This window comes from Microbulbifer sp. SH-1 (genome assembly GCF_011326135.1).
Classification (GTDB): domain Bacteria; phylum Pseudomonadota; class Gammaproteobacteria; order Pseudomonadales; family Cellvibrionaceae; genus Microbulbifer; species Microbulbifer harenosus.
This window is the reverse complement of sequence record NZ_CP046948.1, coordinates 750,714-772,050: the sequence shown is the minus strand read 5'-3', so window position 1 is coordinate 772,050 and position 21,337 is coordinate 750,714. Positions and strand designations below refer to the sequence as shown.

General features: G+C 57.5%; 17 protein-coding genes. 5 read left to right on the top strand and 12 right to left on the bottom strand.

The features are described 5' to 3' along the window. Positions 1-199: 199 nt before the first annotated feature. Positions 200-1,213 (top strand): glycosyltransferase family 4 protein, encoded by a 1,014-nt coding sequence (locus tag GNX18_RS03465; protein ID WP_138235340.1) that lies wholly within the window; start codon positions 200-202, stop codon positions 1,211-1,213. Positions 1,214-1,228: 15 nt separating this feature from the next. On the opposite strand, the gene GNX18_RS03460 is transcribed toward GNX18_RS03465, so the two are convergent. Beyond that, entirely contained in the window at positions 1,229-2,428 is a 1,200-nt protein-coding gene (locus tag GNX18_RS03460) for a glycosyltransferase (protein WP_166215437.1), read from the bottom strand. 268 nt (positions 2,429-2,696) lie between these two features. On the opposite strand from GNX18_RS03460, the gene GNX18_RS03455 reads away from it, so the two are divergent. Continuing rightward, positions 2,697-3,626, top strand: a complete 930-nt coding sequence (locus GNX18_RS03455; protein ID WP_166215435.1) for a TraB/GumN family protein — start codon at positions 2,697-2,699, stop codon at positions 3,624-3,626. Positions 3,627-3,789: 163 nt separating this feature from the next. Beyond that, the gene (locus GNX18_RS03450) at positions 3,790-5,031 is read left to right on the top strand and encodes an OprO/OprP family phosphate-selective porin (protein WP_166215433.1); all 1,242 of its coding nucleotides are present in this window, start codon (positions 3,790-3,792) and stop codon (positions 5,029-5,031) included. Between the two features lie 90 nt (positions 5,032-5,121). On the opposite strand, the gene GNX18_RS03445 is transcribed toward GNX18_RS03450, so the two are convergent. Next, entirely contained in the window at positions 5,122-8,688 is a 3,567-nt protein-coding gene (locus GNX18_RS03445; RefSeq protein ID WP_166215431.1) for an indolepyruvate ferredoxin oxidoreductase family protein, read from the bottom strand. A gap of 253 nt (positions 8,689-8,941) precedes the next feature. Between GNX18_RS03445 and GNX18_RS03440 the strand changes: the two genes are divergently transcribed. Next, positions 8,942-9,412: an Lrp/AsnC family transcriptional regulator gene (locus tag GNX18_RS03440; RefSeq protein ID WP_010131435.1), complete on the top strand. Its 471-nt coding sequence runs from the start codon at positions 8,942-8,944 to the stop codon at positions 9,410-9,412. A gap of 352 nt (positions 9,413-9,764) precedes the next feature. Here the strand turns inward: GNX18_RS03440 and GNX18_RS03435 are convergent, their stop codons facing one another. Next, entirely contained in the window at positions 9,765-10,274 is a 510-nt protein-coding gene (locus tag GNX18_RS03435) for a shikimate kinase (protein ID WP_166215429.1), read from the bottom strand. Positions 10,275-10,334: 60 nt separating this feature from the next. Beyond that, positions 10,335-11,057, bottom strand: a complete 723-nt coding sequence (locus GNX18_RS03430; RefSeq protein ID WP_166215427.1) for a DapH/DapD/GlmU-related protein — start codon at positions 11,055-11,057, stop codon at positions 10,335-10,337. Positions 11,058-11,207: 150 nt separating this feature from the next. On the opposite strand from GNX18_RS03430, the gene GNX18_RS03425 reads away from it, so the two are divergent. Next, positions 11,208-11,864 carry a class I SAM-dependent methyltransferase gene (locus tag GNX18_RS03425; RefSeq protein WP_166215425.1) on the top strand — a complete coding sequence of 219 codons (657 nt, stop codon included), beginning with the start codon at positions 11,208-11,210 and terminating at the stop codon, positions 11,862-11,864. Here GNX18_RS03425 and GNX18_RS03420 read toward each other — a convergent pair. The 8 genes from GNX18_RS03420 to GNX18_RS03385 form a co-directional block, all read right to left on the bottom strand. Next, complete coding sequence (locus tag GNX18_RS03420; RefSeq protein ID WP_166215423.1) at positions 11,790-12,911, bottom strand: prenyltransferase; 1,122 nt, start codon at positions 12,909-12,911, stop codon at positions 11,790-11,792. The genes GNX18_RS03425 and GNX18_RS03420 overlap by 75 nt on opposite strands. Further along, complete coding sequence (locus tag GNX18_RS03415) at positions 12,908-13,696, bottom strand: class I SAM-dependent methyltransferase (protein ID WP_166215421.1); 789 nt, start codon at positions 13,694-13,696, stop codon at positions 12,908-12,910. Before GNX18_RS03415 ends, GNX18_RS03420 begins: the two co-directional genes overlap by 4 nt. Beyond that, positions 13,696-15,102, bottom strand: coding sequence for a glycosyltransferase family 4 protein (locus tag GNX18_RS03410; RefSeq protein ID WP_166215419.1), 1,407 nt, complete (start codon positions 15,100-15,102; stop codon positions 13,696-13,698). Before GNX18_RS03410 ends, GNX18_RS03415 begins: the two co-directional genes overlap by 1 nt. A 229-nt stretch (positions 15,103-15,331) precedes the next feature. Continuing rightward, complete coding sequence (locus GNX18_RS03405; RefSeq protein WP_166215417.1) at positions 15,332-16,123, bottom strand: OmpW family protein; 792 nt, start codon at positions 16,121-16,123, stop codon at positions 15,332-15,334. A gap of 364 nt (positions 16,124-16,487) precedes the next feature. Further along, entirely contained in the window at positions 16,488-17,876 is a 1,389-nt protein-coding gene (locus tag GNX18_RS03400) for a glutamine synthetase family protein (RefSeq protein ID WP_138235328.1), read from the bottom strand. 79 nt (positions 17,877-17,955) lie between these two features. Beyond that, entirely contained in the window at positions 17,956-19,305 is a 1,350-nt protein-coding gene (locus tag GNX18_RS03395; protein WP_138235327.1) for an aspartate aminotransferase family protein, read from the bottom strand. A 339-nt stretch (positions 19,306-19,644) separates the two neighbouring features. Continuing rightward, positions 19,645-20,934 carry a cyanophycinase gene (locus GNX18_RS03390; protein WP_166215415.1) on the bottom strand — a complete coding sequence of 430 codons (1,290 nt, stop codon included), beginning with the start codon at positions 20,932-20,934 and terminating at the stop codon, positions 19,645-19,647. Further along, on the bottom strand, positions 20,931-21,335 hold the full coding sequence (locus GNX18_RS03385; protein ID WP_166215413.1) for a helix-turn-helix domain-containing protein: 405 nt from the start codon (positions 21,333-21,335) through the stop codon (positions 20,931-20,933). The genes GNX18_RS03390 and GNX18_RS03385 overlap by 4 nt, the downstream gene beginning before the upstream one ends. Between the last annotated feature and the right edge of the window lie 2 nt (positions 21,336-21,337).

Here is a 21,337-nt window from a genome sequence, read left to right as displayed (position 1 = left end):
ATCAACGACCCATCGCTATAACAAAACGGTCATATGGCAATCAAAAACCTGTCACACAGCGCAGTGACAATAGCGTCCTCATTAACAGCCTGAACTGGCTGACTGGCTGGCGCCGTAATCACACCGGAAGTCTCCGGTGCCCTGCCCAACCGCAATAACAATCATCGCGGCGCTCCAGAGATACCGGACCTGTAGCCGCATGATTCAAACCATCTGCCATCTTATTGCCAGCCGGGAACACGGCGGGCTCGAAAAACACGTTGCCGACCTGTCGCGCTGGCAGGCGCACAATACCGGCGCTCACATCGCTGTCATTGCCCATCCCCGCTATCTGCAAACTCTGGACGAACGCATCCAATTCATTCCTTTGAATACTGACCGCAGCCGCCACCATCCCAATCTGGTCTGGCGCCTGGCGAGCCTGATCCGCAAGGGCGGTTACCAGATAGTACATGGCCACGGGTCAAAATCTGCACAACTGATGGCCGCGGTGCAGCCCTACACGGAAACCCGCCAGGTCATCACTCGCCACAACGTGCGCCATCCGCGCGACAAACTCGCCAGCGCCTTCGATGCGCGTATTGCCATCAGTCACACCACCGTCGCCAATTCCAAACTGGAGTGGAACATCATTCCCAACGGAGTGGAGTTGTCGGCGCCTGCGGCCAACACGGTGCTGCCTGGGCTGCCGTCCTCTGACGGACCGACACTGCTGGTGGCAAGTCGCTTAATCAAAGCGCGCTGTGTGGACCAGCTGATTACCGCAATGCCGTTGCTACCCGGTACGCGGTTGATGGTGTTGGGCGACGGGCCGGAGAAAGAAGCCCTACAACAGCTGGTCAGCCGCCTGCAGTTGGACAACCGTGTCGCCTTTTTTGCGGGGAACAATACATTGGCAGACTTCATGCAAGCCGCAGATCTGGTCATCATCCCAGCAGCAGCGGAGAGTACTCCATACACTCTGCTGGAAGCACTGCTGCACCGCACGCCGGTGATCGCCAGCGCGAACGGCAATGCCATCGACCTGCTGCCGCCTGCCTATCTGCTCGACGACGTCGAGCCCATACACATCGCAGAAAAAATTCAGGCGACGCTGCGGAGCACGACATTAGACACGGATTTCGCGCCACTGTTTGCCCGCGCTCAGCAGGAGTTCACCCTGGATTCTATGGCCCGAGCCACCTGGCAGGTCTACACAGGGCTTATTGCCTGAGACGGCGGGCGCAAATCACGCAGTCTCTGCAACCCTGCTTCCGGTTGCCGCACGCCCTTCACATAACTGCCGAAACCATCCCACCGTCTGAGTCGTGGTTTCCGCCAGACTGAAGCCGGTGAAATTCACATTGGGTGAGTGGTTCAGAATGGACTCGCAGGTATCGGCAAGTCGCGCGGCCAGGGTCGCATTGCCGCTGCTGGAAAGATCGGGCAACAGCCCCTGCGGAAAACACTGCTGTAAAACTTCTGTGCCAGTTCCAGCCAGCGCCACGGCGGGACAACCCATGGCGAGTGACTCGGTGATGACCCGGCCGGTACCAGCCGGATCACCCGAGAGATCCAGTGTCAACCGAGCGCTGGCGTAAAGCTCACGCATGTCGCGGCGGGCCCCAAGAAACAGTACATACTCGGCAAGCCCCATGGTTTCAGCACGGTGCTCAAGACGCCGGGCAAACTTTTCTTGCCCCGGCACCACTTCACCGACAATCAGGCCAAAGATATCCGGGAGCGTCTGTTTCAGCACCGCCAGCAGTTCAAGAAAGCACTCCAGCCCTTTTCCCGGTGCGATGGGTGCCGGCAACAGCAGCCAGTTGCGCCCCTCCAACTGTGGAAACTGGTTCAACAGCTTCTGGTGCCAGTGTCCGGAGACCGGCGCCCGCCGGTCCAACTCACGGGTGTTTACCCCGCGGTAGCGCACCTGAGGCCCTGAAGACGCGTCACCATTTCCTCCCGCGGTCGCCTGATTGAGGATGGCGCCGTAGCGCAGTTGCAACTCGCGGGCCAAAGACCCGGATGAAGCCATGACTAACTCACCGCGCGCCAGCGCGCCGTTCACTCGTCCACGGAATAGACCACTGGGCGGCAGAGTATGCAGTGCGGTTACCAGACGCGGCCGCGTCGCCTCGGGGAGGGATTGCCACACACACCAAGCGTGCCAGCTGCACAGTGCGTCACGGGCCAACAGGATATCCGGCCGCAGATTTTCCAGCAGCCGGCGCAGCCTGCCGTGAATGCGCGCGCGAAAAAATGGTTTCTGGTCGACGGGTAATTGATGATGCTGGCAATTGTGCAACGTCAGGCGCGAGACCAGAGTTCCCCCTGCGGAGATCACTGCAGATTCATGCCCCTGCCTTGCAAGCTCCTGAGCGAACTCCAGCGTCTCTTGCGCCAGTTCGCCACCGTCCATAGAAGGTACCAGTTGCACAATCCGCATAGCCGAGCAAACTCCATTCCACGATTCAAGATCACCTGCCGCCCGTGCCGCTTCCCGCACAAGATCAATACTTGCACAGGATGCGCGATCAAAAGGCCGGAAGAAAATATCGGAAAAACACTTCCGCAACCAATCTCCCGTCAATTCGGCTTCACAATTGTACCGCTGATTTCTGCGCCAGGGCGCACAATTCTCGTAATGGCGATATAAATCACAAGTCTGGTGGAATCCGGTAGAATTTTTTGACAGAAAATATAAGGAGCACAATATGGAACTCTTCAATCCAGCCCGCCCACCCAGACATCGCACCCACAAAAGCCTCTTGCTTCACTGGTTACTGCTGTTAATTACCACGCTGGCAGCGGCTCAGGTCCAGGCGGCCAATGACCGCGGTCTGTTACTGCAGGCCACAAAGGGAGAACATACCGTCTACCTGCTGGGCTCGATCCACCTCGCCGACCAGAGTTTCTACCCATTGCGGGACACCATCATAAACGCCTACAACAACAGCAGTGCGCTGGTGGTAGAAGCGGATGTCGTCGCCATGGAATCCGACCCGCAACTCCAACAGAAAGTCATGCTGGAATCCTTTTATCCACCGGGCGATCAGTTGAAAAACCATATTCCCCCCACCTTGTATGGCGAACTGCAGACCTGGCTGCGAAAACGCCAGATTCCAGAGACACATTTCAGCCGTATGCGCCCCGCCATTGCCATGATTACCTTGAGCATGGTGGAGATGCAGGCACGCGGGCTGGACCCGAAAGCCGGCATTGACCGCCACTTTTTATTGCAGGCACGCCAGAAGGGCAAAACCACACTGGAACTGGAAAGCGTGATTCAACAACTGCAACTACTGAACAGCCTGGAAAAGCCGGAGCTCTATTTGCAGCAAACCCTGGATCAACTGGCGGAAATGGACAGGTTCGTGCCGCGTATGACCGGGGCCTGGAAGGCCGGCGATCAACAGGCACTTTACGACCTGGTGTTTCGCGAAGGAATTGACGAACACCCTGAATTTGAACAGCTGCATGAGCTACTCTTCTATCGGCGCAACCGCGAGATGGCGAAAAAAATCCAGGATTTCAGCCAGCAACACCAAACTCTGTTCGTGATCGTGGGCGCCGGGCATCTAGTGGGCGACAGGTCTGTCACCGATTTGCTGAAAGGTGTCGGCTTCCATATTACCCAGATCTGATTCGGCGCCCATTACATTAATTTTGTTACCATAATGTGACAGTTGGAAACATTTAATTTTATGGATGTCAATTGTTTCAAAAATGTTTCCAATTTCTGACGAAAATCATGGGCTGATAGTATTCGCCGCCAATAAGACAGCCAAATGATATGGAATCAACACTATGGACCGCCCCCACCAGAGCCTGCTGGCTCTTTCCATAACCTGCCTGCTCTCAGGTACCGCCGTTGCCGATCAAGCAGAAACCAAAGGCAACCTGAAAATCGTTTCCGATGACGGAAACTTTTCCGCGTCTCTCGGCGGCCGTATTCATTTCGACACCTACCTGTTCGACAGCGACCAGGTCAACGCTATCAGCACCACGGAGTTCCGTCGCGCACGTATTACTCTGAAAGGTGACATCTACGACTGGAGCTACATACTAGAGCAGGATTTTGCCGGTGGCAGCACCCTCGATGGCTTCCGCGACGTGTACCTGGCGCACAAGTTCCTCGACGGCGAGGTGCGTATTGGCCAGTTCAAACCCTTTCGCTCCATGGCGGAAATGACCAGCTCCAACGAGCTGACTATGCTGGAGCGGCCATTCTCCAGCGCTACTGGCCTCTACGATGGCAACCAGTTTCAGCAGGGTATCGGCTGGACCGGCGTCCTGGATTGCTTCACCCTCGGTATGATGGCGTTCAATCTGCGCGATGCGGGCACCCCCCGCAACGAGGGCCTGGGAGCCGCCGGCCGTCTGGCCTGGCATCCGATCAATACCGACCATGAAACCCTGCACCTGGGCACCTCCATCAGCTATGAAAACGCCAATCAGAACTCCAGCGACCTGATGGCCGAAGCCGATTACGCAGGCCGTCGCGGCCCGTCTCAGCTGATGGCGCTCACCCCGGGTGACCTTGGCGGAGACGCCAGCACCGCAGCGCTGGAGCTGGCCGGTAGCTACGGCCCGCTGTATCTGCAGGCGGAATACACCGTCGGCGGCTTCGAGGGAAATTACTATCTGACGGAAGAGGACTTCGAGGACGAATTCGGGGCGCCGGCCCCCTTCCCCTGCGATCCCGAATTCGGCTGCTTTATCGGCGACCAGACCATTCACACCTGGTATGTCCAGGGCAGCTGGATGCTGACCGGTGAGCACAAGCCTTACAGCCAGAAACGCGGTGCTTTCAGCTCAGCGAAGCCCAGCGGTGACGGTCTGTGGGGAGGCGCCTGGGAGTTGACCTTCCGCTACGACACTATGGAAAACCGGGATTTCGATCACCTGAAAGCCAACAGCACCACGGTGGGTCTCAACTTCTACGCTAATCGCAACGTGCGTTTCATGCTGAACTACATCATCGGCGACGATGATTTCACCGGTGACGGCACCGACCAGTTGGGGTTTCGGGCTCAGATCGGCTGGTAATCGGCTCGATTCACAAAAAAATGGCGAGCCAATCGGCTCGCCATTTTTTTACTTCCGGGCAAAAACGTGGGCATTGCTACACGCGGCGGTTTAGCCCACTTGCTGCGCCTTGGCCGGGTCGAATACTTCCACCTGTGCCGCCACATCCTGCATGCCAGTGCTGGGATTGTAGAAACGTTGCAAGGACAGCAGTTTTACGCGATTCGCCTTCTCTACATTTTCGTCTTTGATCAGACCGTATCCGCGGATCATGTCGGGGTAACTGAGCAATTCAATGGCCGCCGCGTGATTTTCCGCATTGAGCCTGCCGACAACTTCGTTGACCAGTTTTTCGTACTCCGCAATCAGAGCGCGCTCCATTTTGCGTTCGGCGGTATAGCCGAAAATATCCAGCGCCGAACCGCGCAGAAAACGCAGCTTTGCCAGTACACCGAAGGCACGATGCATCCAGCCGCCGAACTTCATCTTGCGCGGGCGCCCGAGGTTTTTATCAAAGCGGCTCAATAGCGGCGGTGCCAGATTGAATTCCAGCTCGAAGTCACCGGCAAAATTTTCCCGCAGGGACTGCATAAAACGACCGTCGCTGTAGAGACGTGCCACCTCGTATTCGTCCTTGTACGCGAGCAGTTTGGCGTAGTTGCGCGCAACCACTTCTGCCAGCGCTTCACTGCCCGGTACTTTCAAAATTTCCGCCGCCTTAACCCGATCCACCAACGCGCGGTAGCGGCGCGCCAACGCAACATTCTGGTAACCGGTAAGATGCGCCACCCGGTGCGCCACAATATCTTCGAGCCCCTGCGGCAGGGATTTTTCTTCGCCTTTTGCCAGCAGCCGATCCAGCGCCGGCCTGTCGGCCGCGGCGAGACGGCCGGCAGCGAACCCTTGCAGGTTGCCCTCCACCGCCACGCCGTTCAGTTCGATCGCCTGCTGGATGGCGTTGAGCCCGAGGGGAATCAGACCTTTCTGCCAGGCAAAACCCAGCATGAAAATATTCGCCGCCAGGGTGTCGCCGAGAGCCGCCTTGGTCAGGGTATGACCTTCGACCACATCGAGCTCCAGCACGGCATCCTTGATGGTGTCGAGTACCGCCTGGGGCGAGTGGATATCCTCACGCCCCAGCACCGAGGCCGCTGTCGGGCTAAGGTGGGTGTTGACCACGGCGCGACTCAAGGTTTCGTCCAGCTTGGCGAGACTCGCCGACAGGTTGCCGGCAGCAATCAGGTCGCAGGCCATCAGGGCATCGGCGCGACCGTCGGAAATCCGCACCGCTTGCAGCGCTTCCGGGCGCTCGGCAAAACGCACATGGGAGTAAACTGCCCCGCCCTTCTGCGCGAGACCGGTCTGGTCCAAGGTGCTGCAGGCGCGCCCCTCGATGTGCGCCGCCATCGCCAGCAGCGCGCCGATGGTCACCACACCGGTGCCGCCGACGCCGGTCACCAGCAGGTTGAAGGGCTCGGAGAGATCCGGCATCTGCGGAACCGCGAGCTTGTCCGCCGCCTGGCACAGGGCATCGCCAACCCCGGCGCGCTTGTTCAGCTTGCCGCCTTTCACGGTGACAAATGACGGACAGAAGCCATTGACGCAGGACATGTCCTGGTTGCACGTGGTCTGGTTGATCCGACGCTTGTCGCCGAGCGCGGTATCGACCTTCTCGACCGCGATACAGCTGGACTGGGTAACGCAGTCACCACAGCCCTCACACACCAGTTCGTTGATGAACGGGCGCCCTTCCGCTTTCGGCAGCAGGCCGCGCTTGCGTTTGCGGCGCAGCTCGGTAGCGCAGGTCTGGTCGTAGACGATGACGGTACAGCCGGGCTCTTCACGCAGCTCCTTCATTACAGTGGGCATATGGTCGCGATGGCGGACTTCCACTTCGCTGGGGAAGCTCAGTGCCCCCTTGAACTGTTCGGTCTTGTACTTCTCGGTGTCGTCCATCACCAGCACGACTTTCTTCACGCCTTCCGCCAGCACCTGCCGGCAGATCATGTCCGGGCGCAGCTCGCCGTCGTGGGGCTGGCCGCCGGTCATGGCGACGGCATCGTTGTAGAGGATCTTGTAGGTGATGTTCACCTTCGCCGCCACCGACGCTCGGATGGCGAGAATACCGGAGTGGAAGTAGGTTCCGTCGCCCAGATTGACGAATACATGGGGCTCGCTGGTGAAGGCGGCCTGCCCGATCCAGTTGACGCCCTCGGCCCCCATTTGGGTAAAGGTGTAGGTTTCGCGATCCAGCCACTGGGCCATGTAATGGCAGCCGATACCTGCCAGTGCACGACTGCCTTCCGGCACACGGGTGGAGCGATTGTGCGGGCAGCCGGCACAGAACATGGGCAGGCGCGCGACGCTGGAACCTGCCTGGGCGGAAATACGCTCCGCCAGCGCGTCGAGGCGCATCAGGCGGTGGCGGGCGCGCTCGTGCAGTCGCTCCTCCCCTAGCAGGTAACCCAGTACCTGCGCCACCACGGCCGGCGACAGCTCGCCGTACATAGGTAACAGCGGGTTGTCGTGCTCATCCACCTTGCCGAGGATGCGCGGAAAATGCGGATCGCGTACATGCACGTTGTACAGCTCTTCTTTCAGCTGCACTTCCATCAGGCTGCGTTTTTCTTCGAGCACCAGCAAGCTGTCGAGACCGCGGGCGAATTCCTGAATACCGGGCACGTCCAGCGGATAGGTCATACCGACCTTGAGGATGCGGATACCCAGCGCGCGAGCGCGCTCTTCGTCGATGCCCATGTCCTCGAACGCCTGCATCAGGTCGAGATGAGCCTTGCCGGCGGTGACGATACCGAGTGTGGCATCGGGGTTGTCGAGCACCAGCCTGTTCAGCTGGTTGGCGCGGGCAAACGCCAGCGCCGCGGGCCGCTTGTAGCGCCACAGGCGCTCTTCCTGTTCGAGGGGGTTATCCTGTTTGCGGATGTTGAGCCCGCCCGGTGGGCGCTCGATTTCGGGATAATTGAAGGTGACACTTTCCGGATCGACGTCGACCGTAGAAGCGCTGTCCATATTCTCGGCGAGAGTAATCATTGCCACCCAGCAACCGCTGAAGCGGGACAGCTCGAGTCCGTAGAGGCCATAGTCCAGAACTTCCTGCACGGTGGCGGGGTTCAGCACCGGGATATGCATGTCGACGAACGCGAATTCGGACTGCCCGGGGTAGGAAGAGGATTTACAGCCGTGATCGTCGCCGGCAATGATCAGTGCCCCGCCCTTGGGGGACGATCCGGCGGCATTGGCGTGGCGGAAGGCGTCACAGGAGCGGTCCACACCGGGTGTCTTGCCGTACCAGATACCGCACACGCCATCGACCTGGGCGCCTTCAAATAGCCCTACCTGTTGGGAGCCCCATACTGAGGTCGCGGCCAGTTCTTCGTTCACACCGGGGACAAAGCGGATGTTGTATTCACTCAACAGTTTCGTGGCGCGGCTCAACTGCTGGTCGTAGCCGCCGAGCGGAGACCCGCGATAGCCGGAGATGAAGGTGGCGGTATTGAGGCCGCGGGCGCGGTCGATACGCATTTTGTCGATGGGAAGCCGCACCAGGGCCTGGATGCCCGAAAGCAGTACCCGCCCCTTGAGGATGGTATACCGGTCATCGAGAGAAACCGGTCTGGTGGCTGGGGCCTGAGACTCGGTGTTCACTTTATGCTCACTCATACGCCTACTTCTTTCCTCTGCTGGATGCCTGCCGTAGTGACCGGCATCCGGTAATTATTGTGATTCGAGGCGCGCGTCGCGGGTTTCGGCGCCTGCTCAGACGTCTTATGCTGCGGCAGCCGGAAGTTGCGACGGCGTGGTCAAGCCATACTAGTGCCTTCGGCACATGGAAACATTGCTTTATTTACGGGTTTGCACGTAAAATTATGACAGCCATCTCGATCAAGACTAAGACTGTAGGATAGGAGTTTATATGAAGCGCTCAACAGACCTGGATGATTTCGACCGCAAGATTCTGCGGGCGCTGCAGGAAAACGCCGATTATTCCATGGCTGAGCTTGGAGACAAAGTAGGCCTTTCCCACACTCCCTGCTGGCGACGCATCAAGCGTCTTGAAGCTGAGGGTATCATCCGTGGTCGCGTTACTCTCCTTGATCCGCGCAAGCTTGACTTGGGGGTCACAGTATACTGCTATGTGACGATTCACAACCACGACGAGGATTCCCTGAACAATTTTGAATCCGCCGTGCAGGATGTGCAGGAGGTGGTGGAATGCTACTCCACCAGTGGCGACAAAGACTACGTTCTGCGAGTGGTGGTCGACAGCGTGGAGCACTACGAGCAGCTGCTGAAGCGCTCGCTGGTTCACCTGCCCAATGTGGCTTCTGTGAATTCTACCTTTGCTTTGAAGCAGGTTAAGTACACTACCCAGCTTCCTCTTTGATTTTTGTCCAGAGCTCCTATTCCTTTGCGGAGCTCTGTTCTGGGCTATGTAGCGGCCGGGCGCCAGGGCTCTGTTCATAGAATTGTGGCAGTCAAGCACCGGGTATTTGTTTTTGAAACCGCCATGCATACATCCCTGTAGGCTGCGTCGGAAACGTCCCTGTTTCCGACGCTTTCAAAAACAAATACCCGGCACTTGCCCTTCAATTCAAATTTCTTCGCTTCGTAAGCCATTAGTGGCTTTAGCAAAGTGAGAAAAATTCACAAGACTATTCGAGAAGGTGTCGATACCGGGGACAGCCTTGTGAAACCTGCACCGCCACAACACCATCTACGAAGCCCGAAGAAAAACCTCAGTGGCTGGATAACTCGCGAACTACCTGCGCCAATACCTGCTCAAGATCCCTCCCATCACAATCCACCACAATATCCGCATACCGGCGATACAGAGCCTGACGTTCTTCAAACAATTCCTCAAAACTCTGCCCCGGCGCCTTGGCGATACCACGGCTTTCATAGTTGTGAATCCGCCGACGCAACTCATCCGCCGTACAGTTCAGAAACACCGCAGGGCCGAATTTCAGTAGGTTGTGCATGCCCTCTTCGCTGTACACCGCACTGCCACCGGTGGCGATAACATGATTGGGCAGAACCGCTTCGGCAATCACCTCCCCTTCGATACGGCGCAGGTTCAGATAGTCGCTCTCGTTCATGATCTCCTGCAGGGTCTTGTCTTCCCGCAGCTGGATTAGCACATCGGTATCCACAAAATCCTTCGCCAACTCCTTAGCCAGCAACACCCCAAGCGTACTCTTGCCGGCACCCGGCATCCCGATCAGTACCACACTGCCCTGTTTACTCATTTTTTCAAACTTCCCGCTATCAGACTTCCAAATTGATGACCCAGCGAACGGCCCGATGAATCAGTCTCCACGCCGCGGCAGAACAACCGACCGCAGCCACCCCAGCAGACTGTTGCCGGTGAGCAGCATTTTATCCAATTCATCCAGGTTATGCGCCTGGCGGAAGCTGTCGGCGAACAGCGCTTCGCGGGTGATCATCCGCCGGCGGGGGTTGATCTGCTTGATCTCACGGGCGGGGTTGCCGGCCACGATGGCGTTCGCAGGGACGTCTTTCGTCACGATGCTCCCCGCCCCTACCACCGCGTTATCACCTATGGTCACGCCTTTACAGATGATCGCGCTGTCACCGATCCACACGTTATGGCCTATGGCAACGGCTTCCGTGCAGCGGAATGGACGTGTGCGGTTGTAGAGCCCGTGCCAGTCGGAATCGGAGATGTAGACGTTGGCGGCGAGCATGCAGGCATCGCCGATGGTGATGGACTGGCCAGCAGAGATGCGCACGCCAGGGGAGATCAGTACGTAATCACCGATGGTGATTTCCGCATCACCACCGCGGTGTCCCATGGCGGTAAAGCGGATGCAGTTGTCCGGGGTGGAGATCAAGTGGGGGAAATCGCCCAGGCGAATGTTGCGACCGAACACCTTGACCGAGGCCGGATGCATCACTTCCGGCTCACGGCCGACGGCATCGAATTGTGGCAACAAGAAGTGTCGCGTGCGCCAGCTGCGAAATTGCAGCATCAGGCGCTTCAGCCAGTATGGTCTATGATCTTTACGCATATTTTTCACATTACCTGCAGACGTCACTGCCGGGAAATTTTCAATCGTTTGTGTGGAAACTATTTGCCAGCGGATTTGCGCTTCACATCCATTGCAAACCCGGTGTTCCGCCGCTACTGTCTTGTGCGATCAATAAGGCCGAAGAAGAACATGGAAATTTCACACACACTCGAACAGCCTCTCGCCCTGCCCCAGGACCTTCCCGTCGACATTGACAGCATTAAAGGTTTTCTCGACCCGCAAGAGGGCGCGGCACTTTATCGACTTGCGGCTGAGGCCGGCGAGCTGGGACCCTGCCTGGAAGTGGGAAGCTACTGCGGTAAATCCACGGTTTACCTGGGCAGCGCCTGCAAATTGATGCGCAACACCCTGTTTGCAGTGGATCATCACCGGGGATCGGAAGAGCACCAGCCCGGCGAGGAGTACCACGATCGCGATCTGTTTGACGAGCGCAGCCAGCTGATGGACAGCTTTCACCATTTCCGCAGCAACATGCGCGCAGCCGACCTGGAAGAGTTCGTGGTGCCGATCGTGGCGCCGTCCGCGGTGGCGGCTCGCCACTGGAGCACGCCCCTGGGCCTGGTGTTCATTGACGGCGGCCACTCGCTGGACGCAGCGATGACCGATTACCGCAGTTGGTCCCGGCATATCGTGCCCGGCGGTTACCTCGCCATTCACGATATTTTTCCCGATCCCGCCAACGGCGGCCAAGCACCTTACGAAATCTACAAACTAGCCCTGGCCTCCGCTCAGTTCGAGCTGGTGGCGATGGTCAAGACGCTCGGCATTCTGCGCCGAATCCAGTAGCGCCACCCTGGTAAATAGCGTGCTGGCGGGCGTGAGCCCTGCCAGCGCATCCGCGGCGAGTAACATGGCACCGACGGTCCAGGTGGTTTTTTCTTCCGGCCAGATGGCGTCGTCACGATAGACATAGCCAGTCCAGTAACCGCCGTCTTTGTCCTGCCAGCGGTGTAAGCCGCGATAGAGTTCTTCCGCCTTACGCATTTCGCCGGCGGCCACCAGTGCCATGGTCAATTCACAGGATTCCGCTACTGTCACCCAGGGCTCGTCATTCACACAGCGGCAACCGAGCCCAGCCACTACAAACTCATCCCACTTCTGCCGCAGACGCGCCTTTGCATCCGCACCATCAAAGACACCCGCAAGCACCGGATAAAACCAGTCCATGGAAAAACGTGCCTTGCTCTCCCAGGTGCGATCAAACCGCTCCGGCATTGCTCGCAACGCATAGCCCAGTTTCGAGCGCGCAAGGGTCCAGTTTGGTTTCGGTCGGCCCAGCGCCTCAGCGATATGGATTCCGCACTCGAAACTCTTATAGATAGAGGAACAGCCGGTGATCAGAGAGTCCCACATGGGCTCACCCTGAGCATCCACCGCCCACTGAATATCACCATACTCCGACTGCAATGCCAGCACGAAATCCAGTGCCTTTTCCACCATTGGCCAGAAGCGCGATAGAAATTCGCGGTCGCCAGTAATCAGAAAGTGGTGCCAGATACCTGTCGCCACGTAAGCGACAAAGTTACTTTCCCGGCGCTCGCGACTGTCGGCTTCACCATTTCTGTAGGCGGCCCACCAGCTGCCATCCGCGAGCTGTTCTGCCGCAAGCCAGGCATAGGCCTTTTCGGCGGCGTCATACTCGCCGGCGATACTGAGCCCCATGGCGGCCTCCACGTGATCCCACGGGTCCGCGTGGTGACCAGTAAACCAGGGGATGCAGCCACTTTCCAACTGCTGCGAAAGAATATAGCTGGCGCTGTGCCGGATAAAATCGCGGGGAAACAATGTCTGCTCTGTACTGTTGGCGACAGCTGCCGCAACAGGCCGGCTCACGCGGCCACCTCGCGTTCCGCGTCCTTACTTGGCAATTCGGATCTCCGCTCCGGTGAGCCCCCCAGATCTGGCTCCGGGTACGATGCCTTCACAAAATACAGTGCGATGCTTTTGCCGAGCACCGGGTTGAGCAGCTTCTCCATCCAGCGGGTCAGTCTCGGTTTTTGCATTAGATCCCACACCAACAGGCGATGATAAGCCGCCACCAGCGGTTGCCTGTCGCGCTCCCAGAACAAACATTTCAACCACCAGTAAGGCGCGTGCAGTGCGTGGGCCTTATGGCGGGCAAAGTATTGATACCCTTGCTGTTCTACGCTCATGCGTAATTGCTTCTCGCGGAAAATCCGGATATGTCCACCTTCCACCTGGTGATAGGCGTCAGACAGTTTCCAGCAAACCCATTCAGGGAAGAACGCCGGCACTGTCGCCGCGAAGATGCCCGCGGGTTTCAACACCCGGGTAATTTCGTTCAGGACGCCTTCGTAATCCTCGATATGCTCGAGAACCTCGGAGCAGATCACCACATCAAAAAAATCGTCGGAAAACGGCAACCGCAGGGCATCGCTCACGACAAACTGCACACGGCCGGATACATTACCGGCTGCCATAAACGGCTGTGCTTTATCGCAGGCAGTGCGAATATCTCGCTGGCTCAGGTCCACGGCGAAAATATCCACGGCATCGGTGATCAACAAATGGATGGCGTGACGGCCTTCGCCACAGCCGAGATCCAGAACCCGCTGTCCGGGTCTGAGATTCAGCAACCCAGGGTTGACGGTAATCATCAGGCCGCCTCCCCCCGGTTCTTCCCTTCTGACGGATAGGTGTCCGCGGAGATTCCCGTGCTGCCGGTATAATTCTGGACCTGCAACGCAGTACCAGTAGCTGCGGATTCAGGAACGTCGCCGAACGCCGCAGCAGCACCGATGATATCGCGGTAATAAGACACCAGACTTTTCGCCGCCACCTGCCAGGAAAACTGCTCCTCAATTCTCCGTCGCCCGGCCTTTGCCATTTCAGCGCGCAGCGACGGGTCCGACAACAGGCGTTCAATCCCGCGGGCGAGCGCACCGCTGTCTCCCGCAGGTACCACCAGACCGGCGTCGCCCACTACTTCCGGCAGAGCTCCACCATCACTGGAAATAACCGGCACGCCACAGGCCATGGCCTCGCCCGCTGGCAGTCCGAACCCCTCATATAAAGACGGGCAGACCACCATAGCCGAAGAGGTATAGTGCTCAACCAGTTGCTGGCTGGATATACCCGAGACGAAGCGTACGTGTTTATCCAGCTTTAGCTCCTGCAAAAGCTGCTCTGTCGCGCCGCCCTCTTTCAGCTTTCCAACCACCAGCAACTGCAGCTGCGGGAAACGCCCGTGCAGCAATGCCATGGCCTGCAACAGAAAACGCAGCCCTTTGAGTGGTTGGTCCGCAGAAGCGGTGGTCATGATCTGGAAAGGATTGACCGCGACCTGGGGCTGCGGCGAAAAAATATCCGTGTCGATACCGTTGTAAATCAGTCTGAGCTGGGACGGCGAGACACCGAACTGTTCAACGACATCGTTGAGAGACTGTGTGGAAACGGTCACGATATGCTTGAGGCGGCGGGACACCTTGATCTGCATATTCAGAAAACTGTGCCAGCGGCGCACCAGAAGGCGATAAAACCAGTCCGGCGCAGCGTCCAACGCCAACTGGCGGTCGCGGGTGATCGGATGGTGAATGGTTGCCACCACCGGGATTCCCGCCGCTTCAATATCCAGCAGTCCGTAGCAGAGTGACTGGTTATCGTGCACGACATCGTAGTGATTGCCGTGGCGACGCAGGTAGCGCGCGGCCCTTCTCCCAAACGCATAAGGCTCCGCAAACGCCCCGGTCAACTTGCCAAACCACTCGTAAAAATCCGCCCAGCTCAGCAGGTGGCGCAGCTTCAGCGCACGAGTGGGATTTTCGTGTTCGTAAAGATTGAGACCGGGCATTTTGATCAGGCGCACGCGCGCATCCAGATCGGGATATGGCTGCCCGGAGATAACATCGACGTTGTGACCGGCCTCCACCAGCGCCTTACTCAGGTAATGCAGGTAAATGCCCTGGCCGCCACAGTGGGGATGGCTGCGATAGCCGAGTAAACAGATATTCAGTGGCCGGTTGCTGGCCGTCGGACCGTCTGTATGATTGCCCAAGGCGGTCATAGATTCCCCAGAATTATTGTTTTGGCGAACGCAAAAAGCTCAGGCGCCGTAAAAGGCGAAGAATACACCGGCAAAGAAATGACTGCCAGACCGAATCCGTCCACACCAGAGGAGAGACCAACCAGTCTGGATGTTTGTGAGCCCCGAGACCAACACCCTCAAAACAAAGCCCCGGTATGCGCTGGTGCGGGCATACCGAGGCAAGAGTGTCTGGAGCATTCACTAAAGATCAGAAGCTGAATTTGTAACCAACGCCCAGGTTGAAAATCCAGGCATCGAGATCCAGATCGTCCCTGTAGCGGATACTGTTGACCGCCAACCCATTACTGAGAACAACCGAGTCAACACCAATTTCGATTTCGGGCTCTGCATCCACATACATGGCAGAGGCATTGAAGAGCCAGTTGGCGTTGCGCCCAAACTCAATATCCACACCAATCTGCGCGGTCCATCCCCAGGAACTGCCGAGATTGATCAGGCCGTAATTGACATTGTCATAGGTAAACGCTGGACGCAGGAAATCCTGCTCGATGTCCGTGTAATTGACGCCAATGCCCATATACGGCTGAATCCAGGACTCCACGCACACAGGGTACCAGTCGACAAAAAAGCTGGTTACCGATGTTTCGAAATCCCCCAGTCCATTGGAGCTCCGGGCGTTAATTCCTGCACCACGAATATCGGTGTTGAAATTTGCATCAAGGTCCGCGCTGTTCAGGTGATAGAGCTCAACAGCCACATGATCCATAATGAAATAAGTGCCGTTGATAAACCAGGTCGTATCGTTATCAAGACCCACAGATTCTCGAATATCCACCGTGATGGTGGCATCCGGATCGTTGGGGTTGTTGGGATCGGGGATTACTACACGCTCCGGTCGCGAAAATACGGAATCGTCGGCCTCCATATAGCCAGCACCAACGCGCAGAATGAAATCGCCAGCATTGAAGTCGGCGAATGCCGGCGAAGTTGCGCTTGCGGCGGCAACTGCCAGTGGAAAAAGCAGGGACTTGGTTCGCATGAGTAACTCCTTTTAGCTCTGAAATGCTCCATGACGGCCGGGCCATAGGGTAACTGTGACCCGCGCGTACGGTCAGAATCAGTATAGGTGGAGTTTCGGATGAAACAGCAAGTACTGCCTAAGCATTCGCTGACAAATGGGAAGAAATTTCTGCTAGTTTGCGTCCTCCAAAAAAATGCCCGCCATAAGGCGGGCCAGTTTTCTCGAACACACTTTCAGGAGGAGAGTTTGCGACGCGCTGCACACTCAAGTGCACAGCTGTCTGATTAAGGTATAGCAGAGCATTTTCCGCTGCCTGCCACACTGACACAAAAGCCGTTGATTACGGGTCGCAATCCACGCCTGTACATTCACCCGCAGCGCATCAAACCCGTTGCAGATAACTCTCGTACTCTACATCCGTCACCCGGGAAGCAATTTCCGCCTGTTCCTGACGCTTCAACATCACAAACAGATCAACGAACTCCGGATCGAAGTAGTCTTTCCACAATGTGCTCTCTTCGAACTTGTCGAGCGCGCCACTCCAGGTGTTGATCAGTTGCTCTTCACACTCCATCTGGTAGGCATCCCCTTCCACCGGCTCTGGTGGCTGCAGGCGATTTTCCAGGCCGTGGCACACGCCAGCCAGAATGGCCGCCAGTACCAGATAGGCATTCACATCGGCACCTGCAATGCGATGTTCGATACGTCTGGCATTGGAGTCACCGGCGGGGATGCGGAAGGTGACGGTGCGGTTGTCATACCCCCAGCACAGATTCAGCGGCGCGTGGCTGCTTTCCTGGAAGCGCCGGTAGGAGTTGCTGTGGGGTGCAAAAATCGCCATGGCATCGTTCGCCGTCGCCATCATGCCGGCCACGGCATGGCGCAACAGATCGGTGCCCTCTTCGCTGCCATCGTCAAATACATTGTTGCCGTCTTTATCTTCGAGGCTCAGATGGACGTGCATCCCGTTGCCGGCGAGATCGCCAAACAATTTGGCCATGGTGCTGACACGCAAACCGTGGCTGCGGGCCACCCCTTTCAACAGCCGCTTGAACAGCAGCGTCTGATCGGCCACCTTTACCGGATCGTTACAGTGCAGTAGGTTGATCTCAAACTGACCGGGAGAATATTCAGAGATAATCGAATCCGCAGGGATATCCTGAGCCTCACAGGCTGCGCGCACATCGGCGAAGAAGTGGCGCTGGGAATCGAGTTCCGAAAGGTCGTAAACGTCGGTGGAGGGCACCAGATCTGAGTCGTTGTCGCTGACAGGGCGAGGATGGCCCAGCTCATCAGCTCCTTCCCGCAGGAGATAAAATTCAAGCTCGGTGGCACACACCGCCTTGTAACCGAGGCGCTCAATCCGCGCCACGACTTTTTGCAGCTGGGAGCGCGGATCGGCGAACAACACCGAGCCATCGGCCTCGAACAGCTGCATATGCAGTTGTGCCGTCTGCTCACGGTGCCACGGCGCCATGCAGATGGGAGATACCGGCATACAGATGCCATCACTGTCGCCACTGGCGAAGACCAGCGGACTGTTCTCTATATCCCGCCCCCAGATATCCAGGCTGACGGCACTGCGCGGCATCTGCAGGCCGCCACCAAGCAGCTTGTGCGCAGAATCGGCCGGTAACCATTTTCCTCTAGGAACGCCGTTGATATCGAATGCAAACCCTTCAATCCATTTGAGTTTCGGATGCGCGTCAAGAAAGGCTTCAGACGCTGCAAGCAATTCCCTGGACGGCTCATATTGTTCTTGTGCTGCCATAACCAATTCACTTCTGGAGGTATTTCAATTCCCACGCCCGCGCGGGAAATCCGCGCGAACGGGTACTGTATCATGCAGTTTACGCCATGGCTTTGGCAGTATCATCCAGCGCGCGGCGGGCTTTTTCCACCAGTTCGTCAATTTGTTCGGTGGTGAGAATCAACGGTGGTGCGATAATCATCGTGTCACCGGTGGCGCGCATCACCAGCCCATTCTTGATGCTCATATTTCTGCAGACGCCGCCTGCGCTGGCCTTGTCGTCAAAGCGCTCCCGGCTGGACTTGTCTTTGACCAGTTCCAGCGCACCGACAAGCCCGAGCGACCGCGCCTCACCCACAATAGGATGATCCGCCAGCTCCGCCCAACGCTTGGCCAGGTATGGTGCCGTGTTGTCGCGCACGTTTTGGATAATGCCTTCATCCCGCAGGATATTGATGGTGGCGAGTCCCGCCATACAGGCTGCGGGGTGCGCGGAATAGGTGTAACCGTGGGTGAACTCTCCCCCCCTGGATTTGATCACTTCGGCCACACGGTCACCGACCATTGTCCCACCCAATGGGAAATAGCCGTTGGTGACGGCCTTCGCAAAGGTCATCAGGTCCGGTTTCATTCCGTAATAGTCAGATCCGAACCACTCGCCGGTGCGGCCGAAGCCGAAGATGACTTCATCCATCACCAGCAGTATGTCGTATTGATCCAGAACTTTTTTCACTTCCGGCCAGTAGGTTTGCGGCGGAATGATCACACCGCCAGCCCCCTGAATAGGCTCGGCAATAAAGGCGGCGACCTTTTCCGGCCCCAACTCCTGAATCTTTTCATCCAGACAGCGCGCGGCGTAAATACCGAATTCATCGGGCGACATGTCGCCACCCTCACCAAACCAGTATGGCTGCTGGATATGTTCGATATAGTCCAGCGCCTGGAATTGCTTGTGCATGCCACTCATGCCACCCAGGCTGGCGCCGGCGATCGTCGAACCGTGATAACCATTTTTGCGCGAGATAACGATGCGCTTCTCCGGCTGATCTTTCAGATCCCAGTAACGGCGAATAATGCGCAGATTTGTGTCGTTGGCCTCACTGCCGGAGCCGGTGAAAAATACATTGTTCATGTGTGCTGGGGTGACTTCCGCCAGCAGGTCCGCAAGCTCAATGGACGGAACCGTGGTGCACTGGAAAAAACTGTTATAGAACGGCAGCCGATTGAGCTGCTCGTAAATAGCCTCGGAAATTTCCCGGCGGCTGTAACCCAGATTGCAGCACCACAGGCCGGACATACCGTCGAGCATTCGGTGGCCGTCAATATCGTTGATATAGACCCCTTCCGCGCTGGTAATTACACGGGTGCCCTGCGCTCCCAGGTCATGAAAATCGGTGAAGGGGTGCAGCAGGTGCTCGCGGTCATGTTGTTGTAACTGGCTCTTGTTCATGAACTCACTCCTGTTTGTGTAGTGCCTGCCTTACTGATTGCCCCGATGGCGGCAAGTGACACCAAAATGTGATCACATTCTAGCTACTGGGAAATGGAGGGTGCAAGCGATATTCAACAAAAGCTGGAAGCCCCGGTCCCAGCACAAGCGTAGTGCCAACGGCCACCGTGTGGTGGCCACTGGACGCTTACTGAGCATGTTTCAAGCAGAATAGTCTGTTGTCAGACAACGGCGACGGGTGAACACAAGGCAAAAACCGGAGGTGGAGGGAGACCGGGAGATCGACGGGACGGCGTGGCGCCTCGACACGAGCACGCCACTTGACCATTAAGTCAGCCCTCAGGGACGTGAGGAAACGGAGACGGAAACAGGCGCTATCTCCAGCTCAACACCCACAACAGAGTACTGGTCCTTGGTACCGGAGCTATAACGCCAGTAACCGCGGCTTTCATCGGTCTGACGAAAACGAAAAAGGACACCCTTTCCCGATTCTTCGTCGAAAGTAATACGGCGCAGCTCGCGGGCTTCAGTATTGTCCAGCAGAGAGAATCCCAGCAGCTGATCCAGCCGTGGATTGCCGAGAGCCATACCCGCGCCGTGGATTACCTTGTAACCAAACGCTTCCCGCTGTTGCGTTTCGCCGCCGGAAAGGCCGTAGCGGTTTGTGCGCCAATTGTAAGTGTCGCCCGCGCTCAATACTGAGAGCTGCAGGCCCCTCGCCGCAAATGCCTGCTCCCCGTCACTGAACACCGCCCCGCGCCCATCCGCGAATACAAGATTGCCAGCCCCCAGCACGGTCATTTCCGCGCTGGCAAGGTCTACCAGTACCGCGGTGTCCTCGTCGACACCAAAGCCCAGGCGGCCCGCCGTATCCCCCACCAGTGCCAGGGTACGCACAAGTCGCCCGAGCCGCGCCTTGCGGTCGAAGTGCTGATCCACCACGCCAACGGGCAGAAATCCCAACCCCTGCGACAGCATCAGCTGGCCGGACTCCTGGCTCTCCATTCCCACATACTGATCCGTCGGTGGCATTGTCAGAGCGCTCAAGGCGTCTCCGGCGGCAATCATGGTGCGACTCATGATGGCCGCTCCCGCACTGGTCCCTCCAATGACCGCACCGCGCGACAATTGCCGACGAATCGCTTGCAGCACCGGCGTTTCCATATTGTTCTCTGCGTACAGCGCAGTAGTAATACGGGTCTGATCACCACCGACAAACCAGATGCCACCGACCTCACTCAAGCTTGCTGCCAATGCGAGGTCGCCGCCGCCGGAACGCCACAGGCTTTCATCCTCGGCGTCGGTAGACGGGTCATCCACCATCGCAATGGGCAGTATGCGGATGTCGCCGTTAAACCCATGGCGACGGAGGTCTGCTGTGAACTGCTGTGCATAATACGCCGGTCGCCCCGACGCGACAGGCACAATAGCAATCTCGGGAAACTGTGCGGGTATGGCGTCGATAAATGCGCGATATACCGCCGTGTTATCACTGCGCAGTGCGCCACCGACGATCAACAGACTGCCAGATCCTTCCGGTGCATCCCGGGATACTTCGGCACCATCACATGCGCTCAGCAGAGCCACGAGCAAGCCGAGAATCGCGCGCGTTTTAATTTCCGCTTTCATGAACTGTGCTCCACGCCAAAGAATTCAGATTTCAGTGAACTCGCGAAAGCGTGTTGCAGACGCGCAGGCATTTCCCGCCGTTTGCGCTCCTCTCGCGGACTGTGCCCAACAAAGTCCCGGAAGCAACGGCTGAAATGCGAGGCGGAACTGAAGCCGCAGCGCCGCCCGATTTCATCAATGCCCAGCCCGCTGCCGTGCAACAGACCTCGTGCCAGCTCCAGCCTCAGTGAGCGATAGAAGCGTGCGGGTAACTCTCCGGTATATCGGCGAAATATCCGCTCCAACTTCTTGGGAGTAATACCGAGATAAGCGGCCAACTCGCCAGTCTGTAATGGCTCGGAGAGATTGTTGTGCATCAGTGCCAGCGATTCCTCAAACAGATGTCGATCTTGCCGCATCATTC

Bases quoted from the DNA above. Each gene is read 5' to 3' on its own strand.
- GNX18_RS03435 (WP_166215429.1), bottom strand. From the start codon at position 10,274: ATGAGTAAACAGGGCAGTGTGGTACTGATCGGGATGCCGGGTGCCGGC.
- GNX18_RS03410 (WP_166215419.1), bottom strand. From the start codon at position 15,102: ATGACCGCCTTGGGCAATCATACAGACGGTCCGACGGCCAGCAACCGG.
- GNX18_RS03465 (WP_138235340.1), top strand. From the start codon at position 200: ATGATTCAAACCATCTGCCATCTTATTGCCAGCCGGGAACACGGCGGG.
- GNX18_RS03390 (WP_166215415.1), bottom strand. From the start codon at position 20,934: ATGAAAGCGGAAATTAAAACGCGCGCGATTCTCGGCTTGCTCGTGGCT.
- GNX18_RS03460 (WP_166215437.1), bottom strand. From the start codon at position 2,428: ATGCGGATTGTGCAACTGGTACCTTCTATGGACGGTGGCGAACTGGCG.
- GNX18_RS03405 (WP_166215417.1), bottom strand. From the start codon at position 16,123: ATGCGAACCAAGTCCCTGCTTTTTCCACTGGCAGTTGCCGCCGCAAGC.
- GNX18_RS03455 (WP_166215435.1), top strand. From the start codon at position 2,697: ATGGAACTCTTCAATCCAGCCCGCCCACCCAGACATCGCACCCACAAA.
- GNX18_RS03430 (WP_166215427.1), bottom strand. From the start codon at position 11,057: ATGCGTAAAGATCATAGACCATACTGGCTGAAGCGCCTGATGCTGCAA.
- GNX18_RS03425 (WP_166215425.1), top strand. From the start codon at position 11,208: ATGGAAATTTCACACACACTCGAACAGCCTCTCGCCCTGCCCCAGGAC.
- GNX18_RS03385 (WP_166215413.1), bottom strand. From the start codon at position 21,335: ATGATGCGGCAAGATCGACATCTGTTTGAGGAATCGCTGGCACTGATG.
- GNX18_RS03445 (WP_166215431.1), bottom strand. From the start codon at position 8,688: ATGAGTGAGCATAAAGTGAACACCGAGTCTCAGGCCCCAGCCACCAGA.
- GNX18_RS03400 (WP_138235328.1), bottom strand. From the start codon at position 17,876: ATGGCAGCACAAGAACAATATGAGCCGTCCAGGGAATTGCTTGCAGCG.
- GNX18_RS03395 (WP_138235327.1), bottom strand. From the start codon at position 19,305: ATGAACAAGAGCCAGTTACAACAACATGACCGCGAGCACCTGCTGCAC.
- GNX18_RS03440 (WP_010131435.1), top strand. From the start codon at position 8,942: ATGAAGCGCTCAACAGACCTGGATGATTTCGACCGCAAGATTCTGCGG.
- GNX18_RS03415 (WP_166215421.1), bottom strand. From the start codon at position 13,696: ATGATTACCGTCAACCCTGGGTTGCTGAATCTCAGACCCGGACAGCGG.
- GNX18_RS03450 (WP_166215433.1), top strand. From the start codon at position 3,790: ATGGACCGCCCCCACCAGAGCCTGCTGGCTCTTTCCATAACCTGCCTG.